The 19536-nt window shown below is 60.3% G+C and carries 9 protein-coding genes; 3 read left to right on the forward strand and 6 right to left on the reverse strand.

Going from position 1 to position 19536, the window contains the following annotated elements:
* Positions 1-215 precede the first annotated feature (215 nt).
* Both gyrB and ppk1 read left to right on the forward strand, forming a co-directional pair.
* Positions 216-2192 carry a DNA topoisomerase (ATP-hydrolyzing) subunit B gene (gene gyrB / locus CLV45_RS06975; RefSeq protein ID WP_100335643.1) on the forward strand — a complete coding sequence of 659 codons (1977 nt, stop codon included), beginning with the start codon at positions 216-218 and terminating at the stop codon, positions 2190-2192.
* 331 nt (positions 2193-2523) lie between these two features.
* Positions 2524-4866 (forward strand): polyphosphate kinase 1, encoded by a 2343-nt coding sequence (ppk1, locus tag CLV45_RS06980; RefSeq protein WP_245882767.1) that lies wholly within the window; start codon positions 2524-2526, stop codon positions 4864-4866.
* 115 nt (positions 4867-4981) lie between these two features.
* Here ppk1 and CLV45_RS06985 read toward each other — a convergent pair whose 3' ends face one another.
* The 6 genes from CLV45_RS06985 to topA all read right to left on the reverse strand — a co-directional run bounded on the left by CLV45_RS06985 (position 4982) and on the right by topA (position 14697).
* A complete protein-coding gene (locus CLV45_RS06985; protein WP_211289914.1) occupies positions 4982-5968 on the reverse strand; it encodes a Ppx/GppA phosphatase family protein in 987 nt (328 codons plus the stop codon).
* A 163-nt stretch (positions 5969-6131) separates the two neighbouring features.
* Positions 6132-9869: a hypothetical protein gene (locus CLV45_RS06990; protein ID WP_100335644.1), complete on the reverse strand. Its 3738-nt coding sequence runs from the start codon at positions 9867-9869 to the stop codon at positions 6132-6134.
* Positions 9870-9934: 65 nt separating this feature from the next.
* Complete coding sequence (locus tag CLV45_RS06995) at positions 9935-10486, reverse strand: metal-dependent hydrolase (protein WP_100335645.1); 552 nt, start codon at positions 10484-10486, stop codon at positions 9935-9937.
* A 21-nt stretch (positions 10487-10507) separates the two neighbouring features.
* Positions 10508-11203, reverse strand: coding sequence for an SIR2 family NAD-dependent protein deacylase (locus CLV45_RS07000; protein WP_100335646.1), 696 nt, complete (start codon positions 11201-11203; stop codon positions 10508-10510).
* A gap of 21 nt (positions 11204-11224) precedes the next feature.
* Positions 11225-12097, reverse strand: a complete 873-nt coding sequence (locus tag CLV45_RS07005; protein ID WP_100335647.1) for a DUF4846 domain-containing protein — start codon at positions 12095-12097, stop codon at positions 11225-11227.
* Positions 12098-12213: 116 nt separating this feature from the next.
* Entirely contained in the window at positions 12214-14697 is a 2484-nt protein-coding gene (gene topA, locus CLV45_RS07010; protein ID WP_100335648.1) for a type I DNA topoisomerase, read from the reverse strand.
* Between the two features lie 355 nt (positions 14698-15052).
* Between topA and CLV45_RS07015 the strand changes: the two genes are divergently transcribed.
* Positions 15053-19465 carry a methyl-accepting chemotaxis protein gene (locus CLV45_RS07015; RefSeq protein ID WP_170061826.1) on the forward strand — a complete coding sequence of 1471 codons (4413 nt, stop codon included), beginning with the start codon at positions 15053-15055 and terminating at the stop codon, positions 19463-19465.
* Positions 19466-19536 lie beyond the last annotated feature (71 nt).

Consider the following 19536-nt stretch of genomic DNA (forward strand, 5'->3'; position numbering starts at 1 on the left):
AGCCCTTCCCCTAACCCGGGGAAGGGCTTTTTTTTGGTAGTCGCGCTCTGGGCTGTATGCTTCCGGCGGAGGCTGGGAAAGACTCTTTCGCCCAGCAGGCAAATTCACGGGTCTGGTTGAGCCTAAAGCCGGTTGAAACCCGCAAATACTGGCAAAAACCGGATAAAATCGGTATCTTTGTATGTTAGTAGAAAGCTGAAATAATAGCGTCTTACATGAGCGAAACGAAAGAAGTAAAAGGCGGCGCCGAGTACTCCGCGGATAGCATCCAGGTACTCGAGGGCCTGGAAGCCGTGCGCAAGCGCCCTTCCATGTATATCGGCGATACGGGCATCAAAGGACTGCACCATCTGGTGTGGGAAGTAGTCGATAACTCCATCGACGAAGCCCTGGCCGGGCAGTGTGACCACATCGAGGTGACCATCCACCCGGGCAACGCCATTTCAGTACAAGACAACGGCCGCGGAATTCCCGTTGGCATCAACCAGAAATTTGGCAAGTCTGCCCTGGAAATTGCCCTAACCGTGCTCCACGCCGGCGGCAAGTTCGACAAGAACAGCTACAAGACCTCCGGCGGCCTGCACGGCGTGGGCGTATCGTGCGTGAATGCGCTGAGCACCCATACCCACGTTACGGTTAAGCGCGACGGCCACATCTACGAGCAGGAGTACACCATCGGCGTGCCCCAGTACGACGTGCGCCAGATCGGCGACACCACCGAGCGGGGCACCCAGGTGTGGTTTCAGCCCGACCCGAGCATCTTCGACGAAACCCTGATCTACTCCTACGAGCGGATTGCTACCCGTCTGCGCGAGTTGGCTTACCTGAACCGCGGCATCCGTATCGTACTCACCGACCTGCGCACGCCGGCCGACGGGGGCGAGGAGCAGCGCGACGAGTTCTTCTCCGAGGGCGGTGTGGCCGAGTACGTGCAGTATCTCGACGCCAACCGTACCGTGCTGATGACCCGGCCGGTGTACGTATCGACCGAGCGGGGCATTCCGGTGGAAGTGGCCTTTCAGTACAACGATTCCTACCAGGAGCACATCTTCTCCTACGTCAACAACATCAACACGCACGAGGGCGGCACCCACGTGGCCGGCTTCCGCTCGGCTATTACCCGGGTGCTGAAAGCCTACGCCGAGAAATCGGGGGAAGTGGCCAAGGCCAAGATCGAGATTCAGGGCGACGACTTCCGCGAGGGCCTTACCGCTGTTATTTCGGTGAAGGTGCAGGAGCCGAAGTTCGAGGGCCAGACCAAGGGTAAGCTGGGCAACTCCGAAGTGAGCGGCGCCGTGAACCAGGTGGTGGGCGAAATCCTGAACCAGTACCTGGAGGAAAACCCCAAGGAAGCCCGCGTCATCGTTGAAAAGGTGATTCTGGCCGCCAAGGCTCGGGTAGCCGCCAAGAAGGCCCGCGAGATGGTGCAGCGCAAAACCGTGCTGGGCTCCAACTCCCTGCCCGGCAAGCTGGCCGACTGCTCGGAGTCGGATCCGGAGCTGTGTGAGCTCTACCTGGTGGAAGGAGACTCGGCCGGCGGCACCGCCAAACAGGGCCGCAACCGCGCCTTCCAGGCCATTCTGCCGCTGCGGGGTAAGATCCTGAACGTGGAGAAGGCCCAGGAGCACCGCATCTACGAGAACGAGGAAATCCGGAACATGATTACGGCACTCGGCGTGAGCTTCGAGAAGAAGACCGACGAGGACGACGGCAGCAGCACCCGGTCGTTGAACCTGGACAAGCTCCGCTACCACAAGGTCATCATCATGACTGACGCCGACATCGACGGCTCGCACATCCGGACGCTGATTCTGACCTTCTTCTTCCGCTACATGCCCGAGCTGATCGAGAAAGGCTACATCTACATTGCCCTGCCGCCGCTGTACTTGGTGAAGCGCGGCAAGGAAGAGCGGTATTGCTGGACCGAGCAGGAGCGCATGGCCGCCCAGGAGGAAATGGGCCGCGGCAAGCCCGAAACGGTGAACGTGCAGCGCTACAAAGGTCTGGGCGAGATGAACGCCGAGCAGCTCTGGACCACCACCATGCAGCCCGATACCCGCTCCCTGAAGCGCGTGGACGTGGACTCCGGCGTGGAGGCCGACCACTTGTTTTCCATGCTGATGGGCGACGAAGTAGCGCCCCGCCGCGACTTTATTGAGAAAAACGCCAAATACGCCAAGCTGGACGTATAAGCACCAAGTAGTAGAAAAGCCCGCTTCCCGCGGGCTTTTTTATTGTGCTTGCCGAACAAATACCTTAGGTACAGAGGCGGCTAAGCCGCGTCCCAGCCGTTGCCTCGAACGCCCTAGCTTCTGATGTTCAACGGCGAGACGCGAATACGCGTCTCTACAACGTTCGAGGAACACAGACAGCACAGACAGTGCGGCTGGCGCACTGATGCCGGACTACCACGGTTGAGGTTCGGGCGCTGGCTGAAATCAAAGCCCGGCCATTATTTCTTACCTTCAAAATACGCCTTTGCGCGGCCCAGCTGCGTATCTTAGCCCGCATTAGCACCGAGCCATGAAATTATTCAAATCCGCCGACCTCATTCGCAAAAGCAAGTACATCAGCCGGGACCTGAGCTGGCTGCGCTTCAACTACCGGGTGCTGGACATGGCCAAGGACACGAGCCGCACCCTGTTTGACCGGCTGCGGTTTCTGGCCATTACCTCGTCCAACCTCGACGAATTTTTCATGATTCGGGTCGGCTCGCTCTATAACTACCTCGACTACGGCAAGGAGCGCGTCGACTACTCCGGGCTGCGGGAGCTACCGTTTCGGCGCAAGCTGCTCGACTTTGCCCACCGCTTCGTGAATGACCAGTCCCTGACCTACCAGAACGAGCTGAAGCCCCAATTTGAAAAGAGCGGCTTCAACATTCTGCGCATGGATGAGCTGACGGAATTGGAGCTGAAGAAGGCCGACGGCTACTTCAAAAACACCATTTTCCCGCTGCTCACGCCGATGGTGTACGACTCCTACCACGGCTTCCCGCTGATGATGAACCAGATGCTTATCTTCGGCGTGGTAACCCGCACCGGGCCCGACAGCGTGATGGACAACGGTCACGAGCGGCTCACCTTCGTGCAGATTCCGCAGAACCTCTCGCGCTTCTTTGAGCTCACGCGCAAGGACAAGGTCATTTTCGTGCCCATCGAGGAAATAGTGCGGGCCAACCTGCCCAAGCTGTTCCGCAACGTGGAAATCGTGTCGGCCGACTTGTTCCGCATTACCCGCAACGGCGACTTTACCCTGGAAGAGTCGGACGACATCGACGTGGACTTCATCAAGGAAATTCAGGTGGGCCTCAAAACCCGCAAGAAGGGCCGGGTCGTACGGCTGGAAGTTGAAAACGACGCCTCGCCGGTGATGATGGCCGTGCTCAAGGAGCGGTGGAAGATTGATAACGGCAACGTCTTCGTCATCAACTCCCTCATCGACATGAAGGGCCTGCTGCAGATTTTGAAGCACCCGAACTTCCGGGGTAAATCGACGCGGCAGCCGGCGCCGGTGACGCCGCTGAGCTTGCCCGACGGGGCCGAGGAAAATCTGTTCGAGTTCCTCAAGCACCACGACGTGCTGCTCCACCACCCCTACAACAGCATCGAGCCGGTGGTGCGGCTGCTGGAGCAGGCCGCCGAGGACCCGCACGTGCTGGGTATCAAGCAAACTATCTACCGCTTGGCCGACGACTCGCGGGTAACGGCCGCTCTGCTCAAGGCCGCCGAGAACGGCAAGCACGTGTCGGTCTTGTTCGAGGTAAAGGCCCGCTTCGATGAGGAGCGCAACATCCGGGAAGGCTCCCGGCTGGAAAAGGCCGGCTGCTTCGTGATTTACGGGGTGAGCAAGTACAAGACGCACACCAAGATGCTCATGATTATCCGCAAGGAAGGGGAGAAGGTGACGCGCTACGTACACATCGGCTCGGGCAACTACAACGAGCAGACCAGCAAGATTTACACCGACGTGAGCCTGCTCACCACCAACGACGTGTACGGGCACGACGTGTCGGAATTCTTCAACGTAATAACCGGCCACTCCCAGCCCGACGACTACGAATACCTGATTACGGCGCCTAAGGACATGCGTCAGCAGATCATTCACCTGATTCGGGAGGAAGTGCGCAACGCCAAAAAAGGCTTGCCCAGCGGCATTGTGATGAAGATGAACTCCTTAGAAGACAAAGAGCTCATCGACGAGTTTTATAAAGCTTCCAAGGCCGGGGTGCCGATTCGCTTTGTGGTCCGGGGCATCTGTTGCCTGCGCCCGGGGCGGCCGGGGCTGAGCGAGAATATCGAGGTGCGCAGCATCGTGGGTGATTTGCTGGAGCACTCCCGTCTGTTTTACTTCCACCAGGCCGGCAACCCGAAAGTCTACGCCGGTTCGGCCGACATCATGGTGCGTTCCTTCGACCGGCGCATCGAGGCCCTGTTCCTGATTGTGAACCCCCAGCTCAAGCGCGAGGCCATCAGCATTCTGATGCTCAATCTACTTGATAATCAGAACTCCTACCTCATGCGCGAGGACGGGGCTTACGTGCGCAACCGCCCCGCCGAAAACGAGCCAATTGTGAACGTGCACCGCGACTTTTACCGCCGCGACGAGGAGCGCCTGGCCACGGCCACCCCGGAAGGCTTGTTGCACCTGCTCTTCCAACAAGTACGCCGCAACAAGCAAGAAGCCGACGACGCGGCCGCGGCGATACTGGCCGAAGAGGAAGCCAACGAGCTAGCCGAAGCCTGCGCCGAAGCCCAGGAAGACGAGCTGGAAGAACTAACCGAGCAAACTGCCCAGGAGGTTGCCGTAGTGCAGGCCCTGGTCGAAGGAGAGCCCGACGAGAAGGCCGACTTCGCCAATTCGTGAGCCCGTAAGTAGTTGTCAGTTGTTAGTTGTTAGTTGTCAGGTCGTTCTTCCTTCTGACAACGAGCAACTGACAACTACAAAAAGGCCGGCTGCATTAATGCAGCCGGCCTTTTTGTTATTCCATGCCGTTGGTGCGGCCCGGGACGGTAGCCAGGGGCAAATGGTCGGCGTTTTCGTTGAGCGGGTCAATTTCGTCGAAGTGCTGCTCGAACAGGGTTTGGAGCATGCCGTCCTTGAGGCCGATGTCGGGCACGATCATCTGGTTGATGTTGGCCCATTCCATGGCCGAGAGGTAGATCTGGCCGGCGGGCACGATGACGTCGGCGCGGTCGGGGTTGAGCATGGCCACATTCACCCGCTCGTCCATCGTCATCTTGGTCAGGTTGTTTAGAATCGTGCCGATGCGGCGGCGCGTGACGGGCTTGTCGAGCGAGGGTTGGGCCAGGCTGTAGAGCTTGTTGATGTTGCCGCCCGTGCCGATGGCGCGGGTGACGTGGTACTTGCGGCCGTTTTCCCGCACCCAGTCTTCCATGCGCTGCCAGGTGCCGTTCAGCGCGTCGTTCGACAACCCGCTTTCTTCCTGCTGCATGCGCCGGATGGAGCCCACTTCGAACGACTGGGACGCTACTTTGCGCCGGTCGTGGTAGATGTTGAACTCGGTGCTGCCCCCGCCCACGTCGATGTGCAGGTAGTGCTTGTTGTCCTCCAGCAGGTGCTCGATAACGCGGTTGATGTAGAAGGCCTCGTCCTGCCCGTCGATAACCTGAATGGGCATGTTCAATTCCTTCTGCACCCGGGCCACAATTTCGGGGGCGTTGGCGGCCGTGCGCATGGCCGAAGTGGCGCAGATCAGGTAGTGGGCCACGTCGTGCACTTCCATCAGCAGCTTGAGGGCGTGCAGAAACTTGACGAACTTGTCTTCCCGGGCCGGAGAAATGCGGCCGGTGGCAAACACGTCTTCGCCCAGGCGGAGCGGGTAGCGGACGTATTCCACGCGCTTGAGCCGGTACCGGTCGCCGTAGTGCAACACCGCTGAAATCTGACACCGTACAGCATTCGACCCAATATCAATAGCAGCCAGTTTCAGGAGCGGATAGTTCATGCAGCGCGGGAAAAGGAGTGAATGAAGAGGCCAAAGATACGGGTTTGCCAAAAGTAGGCTAGCCGAATACTACGGCAGTTGGGACAGTTTTGGTTGGAAGAGGAAAAGAAAGCCCATAAAAAAGCCCGGCCTTAGTAGACCGGGCTTAGTATGGACAACTTAACTATTGGTCGATCCGGAAGCCGACGCCGAACTGAATCAGCGCCGTTTGCTCCACGGAGTTTTGGAAGGAAACGGACAGGGCCAGCTGGTCGGTGACGGGAGCAATGTAGAAGCCCCCCCCGTAGCCGGTATGCCAGCCCCCGGGCGAGTTGCCCTTGAAGTAGACGCGGCCCTGGTCGTAGAACCCGAACACGCCGTACGAGAATGGCAGGAAGTTGTTTTGCACCCGGCCCAACGCCAGGCGGATTTCGGTGTTCAGGTAGGCACTGGCGTCGCCGGTGAAACGGTTGCGGTAATAGCCGCGTAGGTTTTCGCGCTGGCCCAGGCTGGTGAACTTGTAAAACGGAATTTCGTCGTCGTTGCCGTAGTTTTTGGCCCCGCCGCCCTTCACCACGAACGTCACGGGAATGCCCAGACGAGCCGTGGCGTAGTACTCGCCGAAGAGCTGGGTCAAGCCAAAGTTGCCCTCGGTGCGGTTGAGCTGGTGGTAGCTGTCGTGCTGGGCCCGCAGGCGGAAGCCCTTGCGGGCAAAGGTTTGCCGGTCGCGCAGGTCCAGGTCGAGCAGGGCGTTGAGGCCCAGCAGGCGCTGGAAAGCGGTGTTGGGGCGCCGGTCGGTGGGCAGGGGCTGCTGGGTATTCCGCTCACCCAGCAGGCTGTTGTCGGCGAAATTGGACTGGTACTGCTCGTAAGTAGGACCGAAGCGGAACACGCTGCGGTTGAGGAATACCTTCTCGGTAAACACGTTGGCAATGTAGCCTTTGTAGCGGGCCTTATAGAAGTTGGCGTCGTAGAGGCCCTCGTCCTTGGTCGTGTTGTTGCCCAGGCCGAAGAAGTTGTAGAACTGGAAGAAGTTGCCGTATTCAGCCCGGGCCCCGATATCCCAGTCCTTGATGGCGTGGCGGTGGCGCATATTTACGGCCACCTGAAAGTTGCCGTTGGTGGAGCCCTGCACGTCGAAGCCGTAGAGGTTTTTGTAGCCGGGCTTGCGGAAGCCCTGGCGCACGATGTCGAAGCCGGCCCCGGCCCCAAACCCGTCACTCTGGTTGTAAATCAGCGTGGCGCGCGGGTTGTAGCCGTCGTACTCGAAGGCTTCCCGGTCGTAGCGGTTTACGGCCAGCTTGTCAGAAGTGTGGTTGTCGGTTTCCTTGCTCGGCTTCAGCTCCGTATCGGTCAGGTCGTAGACCTTGGTTTTGGTGCGCAGCCCGCTCACGCTCGACTCGTCCGTTATCCGGTCTTTGCCGTCGCCGCCGATGATGCGCACCAGTACGCTGTGGCGGGCTTGGCCGGTCACGGTGAAAATGTCCTTGCCGTCGAGGCCGTAGAGGGCCACTTCGTCGGTTTCCTTAGGGTCGAAGGTGCGGTCAAACAGGGCCTCGCCGTTGGCTTGGTCCGAGTCTTTGGCTTTGTCGAACATCTGCACCCGCACTTTGCCGTCGTCGAGGCGGGTTACCTGGAACACTTCGGCCTTGTTGGAGCCCACCACGTCCACGCGCTTGGCCAGCATCAGGTAGTAGTCGTCCAGGGCCTTGGGCAGTTCCTGAATCCGGGCCTTCAGCTTGCGGTTCAGGTCGTTGCCCGAAATAGGCTGCACTTCCTTGGGCAGCTGGGCCGTCGACTGGTCGATGGCCGCCGGCGTGATTTTCTCCTGCATGTACTTGGCAATCTGCTGCCACTGGTCCCGGGTCAGGGACTGGAGCAAAAACCGGTCGAGGTGACGGGCGGGCCAGTTTAGGCTTTCCAGGTCGTGAAATTCGGCCTGGAAGTCTTCGATGCTAGGCACGGCCCATTCGCGGTTGGCAATGTAGGTCAGCAGGCCGTTCCAAAGGGTAAAGCTTTGGTCCCGGTCGCGCGGAATGGGGCGGAAAATGGTCTTTTTGCCCTGCTTGTAGCCGGCCCACTTCCAGTTATCCTCGTGCTTGCCAAAGTCGGCCACGAGCATGTCGAAAGCCCGGGCCTTGCCCAGCGCCACGGCGTCGACCTGGTTGTCGTGGTCTTTGTAGAGCTGGCGGAAAAAGCTGAACGAGCGGCGCACCTCGTCGGCCCCGCCGAAGCCGGGCAGATTGGGCTTGGGGTCCACGGGCCGGTCTTCCAGGGTGCCGAGCAACCCGGCGTAATCCTGGCGGTAGGGGCCAAGCTGGCTATTGTCGGGCAATACAAACAGGCGGGGCCGGGCGTGCAGAATATCGGTCTGGTCGAGCAGGGAGCCGGTGACCAAAGCCGAGTAGGGGTGGGCCGTGGGGGTAATATCGCGCAGTACGTCGGCGGCAATGGAGTTGCGCAGCTCGGGCGGCAGAATGCGGGTCACGTCCTTATCCACGGAGCGGAACACGTACTCGGAGGAGTCGGCGGCAATGAGCTTAACGGAGGTGGTTTGGCGGCCACCGCCCTTGCCAAAGATGCGCAGACCGCCTTTCTCGGCCGCTAAATCCAGGGTTTTGACTTCCACCGGCTGGGTCCAGGAGGTGCGGTAGAGTGGGCCGAGGAAAAACCGTTTGCCGGGGCCGGCCTTGTACTGCGGCCCGGGCGCCAGGGTAACGGTGGGCTGAAAGGGCGCGTCGGGCTTGGGCGCCGCTACGCCTTTCGGGGCCGTGGGACACTCCGGAATAAAGGCATTGACGGGCACGCCTGGCAGGCGGGGCTCGGTGCAGGCCGACTGAAACAGCGTAGCATTGTACGCCTCCCGGGCCGTAGCGCCGTCTTTGGCGAAGGTGTAGAAGTAGGACTTGACGGTACCGTCGGCCAAGTATTCGAGCTTGGAAAATCCTTCCTCGGCCTGGTTGTACAATGCCCGGGAGTTGGCGCCCACGTGCTCTTTCTCGGCGAAGCTGCCCGACACCACGTGGTAGTTGTCTTCGAAGCGGGTGAGCTGCAGGCTGTAGTCGTGGGCGGCGGCGTACACCACGCCGGGGTTGTCCTTGAAGGTGCTGAGCAGGTTTTTGCGCAGGTCGCTGTAGGCCGGGTTGGCTTGGTCGCGCGGGGTGCCCACGTTTTGGCGGTAGGCCGCGTACACCGAGCCAAAAACCGGTAGCGGGACGCCGTTGTCAAAGGGGAACAGGTGGCGGCCCAGCGGAATCCGGCCGCCGTACACGCCGTTGCTCATCACCGGGTGGTGACCCACCACCAGCACGTTTTTACCCTTGGTATCGTCGAGCACGTCCTGCAGCTGCTCCCGGAATTCCTCCTTGGTCATGGTCTTGCACTCCGTATCGGGGGCTTCGGGCCGGTCGTAGGGGTGGGTCCACCAGGGCGAGTTGATAGCCACTAAACGCACGTTGGGCGCCACGTCGATGATTTCGGGGCCGGGGCAGCCGCCGGTGGGCAAAAAGGCATTCTGGCCGGGCAGCTTCTGTTCGATATACTCTTCCAGCCGCTTCACCTTTTTCAGCCCGTCGGGGCCCGAGTTGTCCCAGTCTTTGTCGCCGGGCACGAAGTAGATGTGGCCGTTGGGCAAGCCCTGCACCAGGCCAATAAGCTGGTCGAGGCGGGCGGTGGTAGCGGCTTCGGGCTCTTTTTTCAGGCCCTTGTTGCCGGCAATATCACCCAGGTGCACCACGGTAAACGGGCCTTTCTCCTGTTCCAGCTGCTGGCGCAGGGCCCGCAGGTGAGACTCCGAAACGGCGTCGCCGGCGGTATTTCCAAGTAAGTAAACAGCGTGGGCAGCGGGCTGAGTTTGGGCAAAAAGCGGAGCCGATAGTGTGGTAAACAGCGCTGCCAGGAGCAGACGGTAGGATTTTCGCATGAGGGAAGCGAATCGTAGAAATAGAGGTATTCTCTACTGTACGCAAGAAACCTCATCAGGGTGCATCAGCTCCGGGTATTGACCGGGGAAGGGCCGAAAACCCGCTGGCCCAGGTACAGCAGCAGGCAGGGAATACCCACCCAAATGGCCTCAGAGCGCAATACGCGCAAGGCCGCCGCCCCGGCAAACCGCTTCACCCCGATGGGCGACACCTGAATGGGTCGGAACCCGAAAAAGTAGCGGCCCTGCTCAAACGGGCTCAGAAATGCCACGCCCAGCCCGCCCGTGGTCATGGCGTCCAGAACACCGTGCGACACGGTGGCCAGAAACAGCAGCAGCCAGAGCCGACCCGCGGGCGGCTGGTTTTTCGGGCGCAAAACTCGGGCTAGTAGTACCAGACTCGAGGCCAGCACTACCGCCGCCAGAATGGAGTGCGTCAGGCCCCGGTGCCCCCACAAGCTGGCGTAGGCCACCCCAAACTTAAAGCCGACCACGTCGGCGTCGGGCACGACGGCACAGGCGGCGGCCAGCAGCCACCAGGGCCAGTTAGGGCGGGCGGGAAGCAGGAGTTTGCCGAGCGTGGCGCCCAGCAAGGCGTGGCCGAAAGCAGAAGCCATAGAAGTTTCGTTGTCAGAATGTTAATCGGCCTGCCGCAGCAGCTCGGCGGCCACGCGCGGCACCCCGATAGTCGCCGGTTCGCGCACGAAATGCAGGTTGGGCCGGGCGGCCAACGCGGGCTGGTTAGGGTCAATGATGTAGGTGGGGCAGCCCGTGGGCGTGTAGTGCACCAGGTTGGCGGCCGGGTACACCTGCAGGGAGGTGCCCACCACCATGAAGATGTCGGCCGTGGCCGTTTCCTCCATGGCCCGCTCCATCAGGGGCACGGCTTCGCCAAACCAGACGATGTTGGGTCGCAGTTGGTGGCCTTTTTCGCACTGGTCGCCCAACTCAATCCGGTCCGAGGTCATGGGGTAAACCAGGTGCTCGAAGCGGGTGCTGCGCGACTCAAGCAGCTTGCCGTGCAGATGAAGCACGCGGCTGGAGCCAGCCCGCTCGTGCAAGTCGTCCACATTCTGGGTAATGATGACGACCTCAAAATCTTGCTCCAGAGCCACCAGGGCCAGGTGGCCGGCATTGGGCTGGGCGGCCCGGGCGGCGGCCCGGCGCTGGTTGTAGAATTCGAGCACCAGCTCTGGGTTGCGGGCCCAGCCTTCGGGCGAGGCCACGTCTTCTACCTGGTGGCCCTCCCAGAGCCCGTCCGAGCCCCGGAACGTCGCCAGGCCGCTTTCGGCGCTAATACCGGCGCCAGTCAGGACCACGATTTTCTTTTTCATAGCGTAGCAGATTATCAGAAGTTAAAACCGCCGCAGCTGAGTAGGAGTGAAGCTCCACTCCGGAGTTTCCAGCCAGGTCTTCTCGTCCAGCTCGTACCACGGACTCAGCTTGGGGTTCTGCAGATTACGCAAAACGTGGATTTCCTGGGCCGGCATGTAACTCTGGGCCAGCAAAAAGTAGCGCTTTCCCGTCTGTGGGTTCATGCTCACGTCCAGTACCAGCACCGCGTGGCCCGGGGAGCCGCCCTTGATAAAAGCGTCGCCCGGCTGCAGCGTGGCCAGCGCGGCGGGCTGCATTTCCCGTTCCACCGAGCGGGTGCCGGCGTAGGTAAAAATCTGGTCCAGATAGCGGCGGAAAACGGCGTGGGTTGGCTGCTCCACGGCTTTGGCCACGGACTCTACTTCTTCGCCAGTCACCCGGAAACCTTTGCCCGCGTACCAGTCCGAAAACCAGATGTCGTGCCCGCTGGTCAGGTGAAAATGCACTTTGTCGGGGTTTTGGCCAAACAAATACTCGGCCCGCAGCCGGATTACCGCATCGGCACACTGCTGCAAGTCCCGGCTCCCCACGTCAATACGCACCACGGCGGCATGCACGGTCTGCGGGTTCTTGAGCTGCCCATTGTGCAGGTGCACGGCCGCGCCAGCCGGCAGCAGGGGCAAATACCGCAGCCAGGCGCCGAACGAACCCGCCGGGGCCGGTACCCGGGCCGCTCCAACCGGCGGCGCAAACCGCGCGGCCAACGTCTGCTTGGCGTTATACTGGCCCGCACTCAGCCAGGCGTATTGGCTAGCCGGTGCCGGAGCAGCCACCGTCGCGGCCGGGGTAGTTTTGCTTTGGGCCAGGGCCATGGCCGGCAGGAAAAGCAGGAGCCAGAATTCGGGTTTTTTCACGGGGCGCAGCAGCTGAATGAGGCTCTATAACGGCGGCGCATACTGCGAATTTTACGGCCATAAAAAAAGCTCCCACCGATTTTGGCAGGAGCTTTTTTTATGGATTAGAAAGTCAGCTATTTAGCCTTGGCGGCCGGCTTTTTAGCGGCTGGTTTCTTAGTCGCCGTACCCGTAGCTTTTTTCGCCGGAGCCTTGGCCGCCGGCTTCTTCTTGGCGGGCTTGTCGGCCGTATCCTCGGCGGCAGGGGCGGCCTTCTTGGCAAACCGGCCACCCTTGGCGGGCTTGTCCGGCGTGGCGTCGGCCAGCTCCAGGCAGCGTTCCAGCGTCAGCTCGGCCGGCTCTTCACCCTTGGGAATCTTCACGTTTTTCTTGCCCACCACGATGTAAGGCCCGAAACGACCGTTGAGCACCTGCACGTCCTCACGGCCGGGGAAGTCCTTAATCAGACGCTCGGCATCGGCTTTGCGCTTGGCCTCAATCAGGTCAACGGCCTCCTGGGCGGTAATCGTGTGCGGGTCCTGCTCCTTGGTCAGGGAGTAGAACTTGCTGTCGTGGCGGATGTACGGCCCGAAACGTCCCAAAGCCGCCGTCATGTCCTTGTCTTCAAACTGACCCACGATGCGTGGCAGCTTAAACAAGTCCAGAGCTTCTTCCAGGGTTATATTCTCAATGAACTGCCCTTTGCGCAGGCTGGCATACACCGCCTTTTCGCCTTCTGGGGCACCTTCCTTGGGTTCAATCTGCACGTAGGGGCCGTAGCGGCCGAGGCGGGCCGTCAGCTTCTGCCCGGTTTCGGGGTGAATGCCAATTTCCCGGGTCGAGCCCAGGGTGCTGCGCTCAATGTCCTGGCCCCGCTCGATGGTTTCGTGGAAGGTGCCGTAGAAGTCGGCCAGCATCTTGCCCCACTGCTCCTGCCCGTTGGCAATCAGGTCAAACTCGCCCTCGACTTTGGCCGTGAACTGGTAGTCGATAATAATGGGGAAGTGCTCCACCAAAAAATCGTTGACCACCATGGCCGTATCCGTGGGGAACAGCTTGGCTTTGTCGGCTCCGAAGGTTTCCGTTTTGGCCTCGATTTTCACCTGGTCCTCATCCAGGGTCAGCACGTGAAACTTACGCTCCTTGCCTTCCCGGGTGTCTTTTTCCACGTAGCCCCGCTTCTGAATCGTGCTGATGGTCGGCGCGTAGGTCGACGGCCGACCGATGCCCATTTCTTCCAGCTTTTTCACCAGCGAAGCTTCCGTGTAGCGGGCCGGCGGCGAGGAGTAGCGCTCCGTGGCGCGCAGTAGCTGCAGCGGCAACTCCTGGCCCACGTTCAGCGGCGGCAGGCCGCGCGAAAACGACGACTCGGTGCTGACTTCTTCGTCCAGGGTTTCCTCGTCTTTCGACTCGCTGTAGGCTTTCAAAAAGCCCTCAAACGTAATGACTTCCCCCGTGGCCGTGAGCGGCGTGCCAGGCTGGGTGCTGATGCCAATGGTCGCCACGGTGCGCTCAATCGTAGCGTCGGCCATCTGCGAGGCCATGGCCCGCTTCCGGATCAGGTCGTAGAGGCGCTGCTCAGCCGAGTCGGAGCCGGCTTTCACTAGGGCAAAGTCGGTGGGACGGATGGCTTCGTGGGCTTCCTGGGCCGAGGCCGACTTGGTTTTGAAATGGCGGGTGTGGGCATACTCCGGGCCGTAGGTCGAGCTGATTTCGGCCTTGGCCGCCGCCAGCGCGTCCTGCGAGAGGTTCACCGAGTCAGTCCGCATGTAGCTGATCTTACCGGCTTCGTACAGCTTCTGGGCCACGCTCATCGTCTGGGCCACCGAGAAGCCCAGCTTGCGCGAGGCTTCCTGCTGCAGGGTGGAGGTGGTGAAGGGCGGGGCGGGGCTGCGCTTGCCGGGCTTCTTCTCCAGGTTCTCAATCTTATAGGTAGCCCCGATGCAGCGGGCCAGGAATTCCTGGGCTTCCTGCTGGGTTTTGAAGCGCGTGGGCAGCTCGGCCTCCAGCACCGTACCCCGGCCCGCGTCGAAGCGCGCCGTCACCCGGTAGGCCGACGACGACTTGTGCTGGTTGATTTCCCGCTCCCGCTCCACTACAAACCGCACCGCTACCGACTGTACCCGTCCCGCCGACAGGCCCGTCTTCACCTTTTTCCACAGCACCGGGCTTAGCTCGAAGCCCACGAGCCGGTCGAGCACGCGCCGGGCCTGCTGGGCATTAACCAGGTTCAGGTCAATTTCCCGGGGGTTGTCGATGGCGTTAAGAATGGCGTTCTTGGTAATTTCCCGAAATACGATGCGGCGCGTTTTGGCCTCGTTCAGGTTCAGGGTTTCCGACAGGTGCCAGCTGATGGCCTCGCCCTCGCGGTCATCGTCACTCGCTAGCCACACCGTTTCGGCCTCCTTCGCCAGCTTCTTGAGCTGGGCAATAATTTCCCGCTTGTCGGGCGACACGACGTAGGTAGGCTTGAAGCCATTGGTAATATCAATGGCATTATTATCCTTGGGCAGGTCGCGGACGTGGCCGAAGCTGGATTTGACTATAAAGTCCTTGCCCAAGTAACCCTCAATGGTTTTGGCTTTGGCAGGAGACTCTACGATGACTAGATTTTTGACCATATAAGGTTAGGAGAGGGCGGGATACAAACGGGTTCGGATTAGGAAACGGCCGCGGGGGAGGAAAAGTTGAATTTTGCCGCAAAGATGCTGGAATAATCCGGTGCACAACCGCTGTCGATAGTAATTATGCCGGAAGCTGGGTTTGCACGGGGCAGCCGAATCAGGATTTTTAAACGCCGGTCCGCCGCCAAGTAGTTCACTGGGTGGCAGTTTGTAGAATCATTTCGACAAAACCTCCGAAATGTGGTGGAAAAAGCGGTATTTGCTACCTTTGTAAGTCTAGGAACTTCAGCAGTGGTGTTTCTGGTTTACAGCATCGCCTCTCTACACCAGGCTTCGCAACCCCACCCCTTGTATGGCTTCAGGTAAGACTACCAAGAATACGAATACGCCGGAAAATAACGCCTCTGAGCAGGATTCCCCGTCTTCGACCACACCAACTTCTTCTTCGCCTTCCTACGAGCGCGGCACTTTGCTGCGGCCCGCCGGCGCTCGTACCAGTTCCGACATTACCCGCAAACGCGGCAGTGGGCGGGGCTCGGAGGAAAGCCAGGAGGCCGACTACGTCAACGACCAGCTCAACCGGGTGCTCTACGCCCTCGACGCCTTTAAGAAGGGCGACGTGTCGGTGCGCCTCACCAAGCAGAACGACGATATCTTCGCTGAAATTGCCGAAGCCTACAATTCGATGGTAGAGATGATCGGCGGGGTAGGGGGCGAGGTGTCGCGCATTTCCAAGGTTGCCGGGGTAGAAGGTAACCTCAAAGCCCGGGCCTCGGCCGAAAACGCCTCCGGCTTCTGGCGCGACATGATTAACAATATCAACGGCTTGGTCGACAGCATTGCCGTACCGGTATTGGAAGTAGGCAAAGTACTCAAGAACATCAGCAAGGGCAATCTGGATGAAACCTTCCAGATTCCGGTGTCGGGCGACTTCAAGGTGATGGCCGAAACCATCAACAAAACCATCGACAACCTGAACCTGTTCGCCGGCGAAGTAACCCGCGTGGCCCAGGAAGTAGGTACCGAAGGTAAACTCGGCGGTCAGGCTTCGGTGCCCAACGTGGGCGGGGTGTGGAAGCAGCTGACCGACAACGTAAACACGATGGCCTCGAACCTGACTTCTCAGGTGCGGGACATTGCCAACGTAGCCACCGCCGTAGCAAAGGGTGACCTGACCCAGAAGATTACGGTTGACGTAAAGGGCGAGCTGCTGCAGCTGAAGCAGAACCTGAACCAGATGGTGGACTCGCTCAACCTGTTCGCCGGCGAGGTAACCCGCGTGGCCCAGGAAGTAGGTACCGAAGGTAAACTCGGCGGCCAGGCCATTGTGCCCAACGTGTCGGGCGTATGGAAAGACCTCACGGACAACGTAAACAACATGGCCTCGAACCTGACGAGTCAGGTGCGGGACATTGCCAACGTAGCCACCGCCGTAGCCAAAGGCGACTTGTCGCAGAAGATTACGGTTGACGTAAAGGGCGAGCTGCTGCAGTTGAAGCAGAACCTGAACCAGATGGTGGACTCACTCAACCTGTTCGCCGGCGAGGTAACCCGCGTGGCCCAGGAAGTAGGCACCGAAGGTCGCCTCGGCGGCCAGGCCAGCGTACCGAACGTAGCTGGTGTGTGGAAGGAGTTGACCGACAACGTAAACTACATGGCCTCGAACCTGACTTCTCAGGTGCGGGACATTGCCAACGTGGCTACCGCCGTTGCCCGCGGCGACCTAAGCCAGAAAATCACCGTCGATGTAAAGGGTGAGCTGCTGCAGTTGAAGCAGAACCTGAACCAGATGGTGGACTCGCTCAACCTGTTCGCCGGCGAGGTAACCCGCGTGGCCCAGGAAGTAGGCACCGAAGGTAAACTCGGTGGCCAGGCCTCGGTACCGAACGTAGCTGGCGTCTGGAAGGAGTTGACCGACAACGTAAACTACATGGCCTCGAACCTGACTTCTCAGGTGCGGGACATTGCCAACGTGGCTACCGCCGTTGCCCGCGGCGACTTGTCGCAGAAGATGACGGTAAACGTAAAGGGTGAAATCCTGGAGCTCAAGAACATCTTGAACCAGATGGTGGACTCCCTGAACATCTTCGGTGACGAAGTAACCCGCGTGGCCCGCGAAGTAGGCACCGAAGGCAAGCTCGGCGGCCAGGCCAACGTGCCCCGCGTTGGGGGTACCTGGAAAGAGCTGACCGACAACGTAAACACGATGGCCGCCAACCTGACTTCTCAGGTGCGCGACATTGCCAACGTAGCTACCGCCGTAGCTAAAGGTGACCTGACCCAGAAGATGACAGTAGATGTGAAAGGCGAGATTCTCGACCTGAAAAACATCCTGAATCAGATGGTGGACTCGCTCAACATCTTCGCCGGCGAAGTAACCCGCGTGGCCCGTGAAGTAGGTACCGAGGGTATTCTGGGCGGCCAGGCCAACGTGCCGAGCGTTTCGGGTACCTGGAAGGACCTGACCGACAACGTAAACACCATGGCCTCGAACCTGACTTCTCAGGTGCGGGATATTGCCAACGTGGCCACCGCCGTAGCCCGCGGCGACCTGAGCCAGAAGGTGACGGTAAATGTGCGTGGCGAGCTGTTGCAGCTGAAGGAGAACCTGAACCAGATGGTGGACTCGCTGAACACGTTCGGCGACGAAGTAACCCGCGTGGCCCGCGAAGTAGGCACGGAAGGTCGCCTCGGTGGCCAGGCCGTGGTGCCCAACGTGCGCGGCACCTGGAAAGACCTGACCGACAACGTAAACACGATGGCCGCCTCGCTCACCTCGCAGGTGCGCGACATTGCCAACGTAACCACCGCCGTAGCCCGCGGCGACCTCAGCCAGAAAGTGTCCGTTGATGTTAAGGGCGAGCTGCTCGACCTGAAGGACAACATCAACCGGATGGTGGACTCGCTCAACATCTTCGCCGGCGAAGTAACCCGCGTGGCGCAGGAAGTAGGTACTGAAGGTCGCCTCGGCGGCCAGGCCAACGTGCCCAACGTATCGGGCATCTGGAAGGACCTGACCGACAACGTAAACACGATGGCGGCCAACCTGACCACTCAGGTACGAGGCATTGTGAAGGTCGTAACCGGCGTATCGCAGGGTGACCTGACCCAGAAGCTTCGCCTCGAAGCCAAAGGCGAAGTGGCCGAACTCGCCGACACCATCAACCGCATGGTGGACGACCTGAACCGCCTCGCCCTGGAAGTAAGCCGCGTGGCCAAAGTGGCCGGGGTAGAAGGCAAGCTGACCGAACGCGCCACGGTAGGTGGGGTATCGGGTAGCTGGAAGGAAATTGTGGATACGCTCAACGACCTGATCGAATCCATTGCCTCCCCGGTACTCGAAGTATCCCGCGTGGTACGCGCCATTTCGGAAGGTGACCTGACCCAAAAAGTAGAGATTCAGACCGCTGGCGACATTCTCGCCATGTCGAACGCCCTGAACATCGCCGTGGAAAACCTCAACGAGCTGCTCGGCGAAATCAACGACTCGTCGCAGATTGTAGGGGAATCGTCGGAGGAAATGGCGGCCAAAGGCCAGGAAATGAGCCGGGTAACGGTTGACGTGGCCTTGGCTATGCAGCAGATGGCCGAAGGCGCTCAGAACCAGGCGTTGAAAACCGACCAGGCCTTTAAGCTGATTGAAGAAATCATGCAGGCCACGAAGGAAACGGCTGGCAAGGCCGACATCGTGAACAAATCGGCTATTCTGGGTGAGCAAACCTCGCAGCTCGGTCTGAAAACGGTGGCCGAGGTGGTAAAGAACATGGAGGAAATCTCCAACGCTGCCGCCCAGACCAGCAAAACCATCGAAGTACTAAGTACCCGCTCCCAGGAAATCAGCAAGTCGCTGGGCGTTATCACCGACATTGCTTCCCAGACCAACCTGCTGGCTCTGAACGCTGCCATCGAAGCCGCCCGCGCCGGGGAAGCCGGCCGTGGTTTCGCCGTAGTAGCCGAAGAAATCCGCAAGCTGGCCGAGGGCTCCCGCAAGTCGGCCTCGGAAATTGCGACCCTGGTAGAGGACGTTAAGAAAGACACCACCTCGGCTGCTACCGCAATTTCGACCATGGAAGGCCGAGTTCTGAAAGGCAAGAACGCCACGTTTGAAGCGTCCAGCGCCTTTAAGAACATTGCCACCTCCAGCGGCGAAACCCTGCGCACCTCCCGCGACATTCTCACGGCCACCGAGGTGCAGAAAACTTCGATTGGCGACGTAGTGAAGTACGTGGAGGAAGTGGTAGCCATTGCCGAGCAAACCGCCTCCGGTACCCAGCAAGTGGCCAGCACCGCCAAGCAGCTCTCCTCGTCGATGCAGGAACTGACGACCTCCAGCCAGAACCTGACCGACATTGCGGACGATCTGCAGGTGGGCCTATCGGCCTTCCAGCTGATGGAAGATATGCTGCCTGAGCCCGAGCCGGAGCCTATCCGGGTTGGGTTACGCCGCATGAGTGTGCAGCGGCCGGCTTCCCGGCCCGCCGCGGTGGCCGCGCCGGCCGCAACCCGGGAAAGACCCCCGCGCCGGGCCGTAGCTTCCCCCGTCGCCCCCGAGCCACGGCGCGGTGCGGCTAGTGCTCCGGCACGTAAGGCGGCGCGTAAAGCGGCAGCCGAAGCTCCAACTTCCGCTCCCAAGCCCGAAGTGAATGGGGAAGCTGCCCCCGCCTCCAACCGCCGGGGACGGAGTGCGGCGAAAGCAGCAGCTCAGCCCGAAAACGAGAACGGTAAGGCGGCGCCCAAAGCCCGTTCCAAGTCGAAAGCCAAGTAGTCCACTTATTTCGTTTAACATTTTGAGTGCCGCCGCAATGCCTCGTGGCGGCACTCAATAAGGTTTCCAGC

The organism is Hymenobacter chitinivorans DSM 11115 (assembly GCF_002797555.1).
GTDB classification, from domain to species: domain Bacteria; phylum Bacteroidota; class Bacteroidia; order Cytophagales; family Hymenobacteraceae; genus Hymenobacter; species Hymenobacter chitinivorans.